A 3,132-nucleotide genomic window follows, 5' to 3' on the forward strand; every position below is an offset into this window, starting at 1 on the left:
CATCCCGGGGGCGCGCAGCGAACCCCGGGACCGGGCGGCGCCGAAGGCGACCTGTTCAGACAGGCTGTTGTGGGCAGCGGCGCCCCCGACAGGGTCGCGCTCGCGCGCGCCGCCCGGTCCCGGGGTCAGCGCGGCTGCGCCGCTTGCCCCGGGATGACGAAAGAAGAAGCGGCGATCGTCCCTCCCCATTCGCAAGGGCGAACAGGGAGGAGACGGGGGCCGTCAGTGCACCGTCGAGGGGGCCTCGACCTCGACGCCGTCGGAAACCGGGGTGATCGGGACGGAGACGGAGGGGCCAGCGTTGGGGAAATTGCTCTCGTCGCGGTTGGGGGCGAGGCCCTTCTCCAGCAGGTCCTTGATCTCCTGACCGGACAGGGTCTCGTATTCGAGCAGGGCCTGGGACAGTTTCTCGTGGTCCGCGGCCTTCTTCGTCAGGATCTTGCGGGCCACGTCCCAGCCCTCGGTGACGATGCGCTTGACCTCTTCGTCGATGATGCGGGCGGTCTCTTCCGAGACGTTCTGGCTGCGGGCGACGGAGTGGCCGAGGAAGACCTCCTGCTCGTTCTCGCCATAGGCCACGGTGCCGAGCTTGTCGGAGAAGCCCCAGCGCGTGACCATGGCGCGGGCCAGCTTGGTCGCCTGCTGGATGTCGGAACTGGCGCCCGAAGTGATGTTCTCCTTGCCGAAGATCTTCTCCTCGGCGACGCGGCCGCCGGCGAGGATGGCGATACGGTCGACCATCTGCTGGAAGCTGGTGGAGTAGCGGTCGCCTTCCGGCAGCTGCATGACCATGCCGAGGGCGCGGCCGCGCGGGACGATGGTGGCCTTGTGCACCGGGTCGGCCATCTTGACGTTCATGGCGACGATGGCGTGGCCGGCCTCGTGATAGGCGGTCATCCGCTTCTCGTCGTCGTTCATGGCCATCGACTTGCGCTCGGCGCCCATCATGACCTTGTCCTTGGCGTCCTCGAAGTCGCGGTGGGTGACCATGCGACGGTCCCTGCGGGCCGCCGTCAGGGCCGCCTCGTTGACCAGGTTGGCGAGGTCCGCGCCCGAGAAGCCGGGCGTGCCGCGGGCGATGGTCTTGACGTTGACGTCGGCGGCCAGGGGCACGTCCTTCATGTGCACGCGCAGGATCTTCTCGCGGCCGTTCACATCGGGATTGGGCACCATGACCTGGCGGTCGAAGCGGCCGGGGCGCAGCAGGGCGGGGTCGAGCACGTCGGGGCGGTTAGTGGCGGCGATCAGGATGATGCCCTCGTTGGACTCAAAGCCGTCCATCTCGACCAGCAGCTGGTTGAGGGTCTGTTCGCGCTCGTCATTGCCGCCGCCGAGGCCGGCGCCGCGGTGACGGCCGACGGCGTCGATCTCGTCGATGAAGATGATGCAGGGGGCGTTCTTCTTGGCCTGTTCGAACATGTCGCGCACGCGGCTGGCGCCGACGCCGACGAACATCTCGACGAAGTCCGAGCCGGAGATGGAGAAGAAGGGCACGCCCGCCTCCCCCGCCACCGCGCGGGCCAGCAGGGTCTTGCCGGTGCCGGGAGGGCCGATCAGCAGGGCGCCCTTGGGAATCTTGCCGCCCAGACGCTGGAATTTGGCCGGGTCCTTGAGGAAGTCGACGACCTCCTGAAGCTCTTCCTTGGCCTCGTCCACGCCGGCGACGTCGTCAAAGGTCTTGCGGCCCTTGTGCTCGGTCAGCAGCTTGGCCTTGGACTTGCCGAAGCCCATGGCCCCGCGCGCCCCGCCCTGCATCTGGCGCATGATCAGGATCCACAGGCCGATGATCAGCACGAAGGGCAGCAGGCCGATCAGGGCGGTGACCCACATGCTCTGGCGGGTGCTCTTGACGTCGACCTGGGCGCCGGCGGCGTTCAGGCTCTCGATCAGGTCGGCGTTGGGCAGGGTGGTGACGACCTCGAATTTGCGGTCGTCCTTCATCTGGACGAGGAGCTTTTCGCCCGTGGCCTCGACGGTCGCGATCTCCTTGGCGTCGCGGGCCTCAAGGAGCTTGGAATAGCTCATCTCCTGGGGCCGGGCGGAGTCGGCCTTCTGGCCGGGCGTGGCGATGGGGCCGCCGCGGTTGACGGCCACATAGAAGGCGAGCGCGCCCAGGATGACGGCGCCCCAGATGGCCAGATTGCGAAGGTTCATTCTCGTCTCGATCCCTGGAAGCGCGGCGCGCTCCCCGCTTCGGTGATGTCAGCGCCAGAAAATAGGTGGTTCCGGGGCGTTGCGCCATGCGCGCGCGGCTCCAGATCCGATTCCTGCGTCATTCGGTCCAGCGCGAGCACCAGTCTCTCCTCGACCAGCGACCGCGCCAAGGCCGTCGTCGCTGCAAGAACCGGGGCAGTTGCATCGTTCCGGATCAGCACAGGCTGTCCGCCGCGGACCGCGGGCGGCAGGGCGTTCAGCCGGGCCCGGTCGGCCTTCGACAGGGCGGCGAGGCGGCCGGCGGCCGGGACCACGGACCAGCCGGGCTCCGCGGCCGTGATCGCCCAGCGACCGTCCCAGACGGTCTCCACGCCGGGCGCAAGCGGCAGGGGCGGCCGGGGGCGGCGGGCGAGCTCGCCCGGCTCGCGGGTGACGAGGATGTGATCCGCTCCGGCCTCGATGCGAGCGCCGCACAGGGCGGCGGTGAAGGTCTCCCCCGCCCCGAGGCGCTGCAGGAGGCGTTCGAGGCGGTCGCCGCGCGGCGGGCGGTCGCCGCCGCCGGCGCAGACGAGGGCGGTCGCGAGTGTGCGGGCGGGGATGAAGCGGTCGATATCAAAGTATCCCTCTCCCGTTGGGAGAGGGATTGAGCGCACGGCGGCGCAGCCGTCGTCCTGGCGCGAAAGGGAGAGGGGCGACCGTCGGAGGGCGGCTTCGCCGCTCGACAAGTCGACCCTCATCCGCCCCTCCGGGGCGCCTTCACCCAATGGGAGAAGGGACGCGCGGGCGCGGCTCCGGGCGTATTTCGGATCCTCATTGGCCGGGTCGTCGATCCAGTCCCGGCCCTGCGCCGTCAGCCACGCCCGCAACTCGTCCCGCTCCACGTCCAGCATGGGCCGCAGCAGCATCAGGCCCCTGCCCTCGGGCCAGGCCGGGGACGGCGACCAGTCGCGCAGGCGGCCGAGGGTCGAGCCCTGGCGG

General features: G+C 69.8%; 2 protein-coding genes. Both read right to left on the reverse strand.

What is annotated here, in order from left to right; genetic code table 11:
- Positions 1–222 precede the first annotated feature (222 nt).
- Positions 223–2,154 (reverse strand): ATP-dependent zinc metalloprotease FtsH, encoded by a 1,932-nt coding sequence (ftsH, locus tag RDU12_RS14360; protein WP_300292882.1) that lies wholly within the window; start codon positions 2,152–2,154, stop codon positions 223–225.
- Positions 2,151–3,132, reverse strand: a 982-nt coding sequence (locus RDU12_RS14365; protein WP_308685312.1) for an ATP-binding protein, incomplete at its 5' end; no start/stop codon positions are given. The genes ftsH and RDU12_RS14365, both read right to left, overlap by 4 nt.

Source organism: Brevundimonas sp., assembly GCF_031082345.1.
In the GTDB taxonomy this organism is placed as follows: Bacteria; Pseudomonadota; Alphaproteobacteria; order Caulobacterales; family Caulobacteraceae; genus Brevundimonas.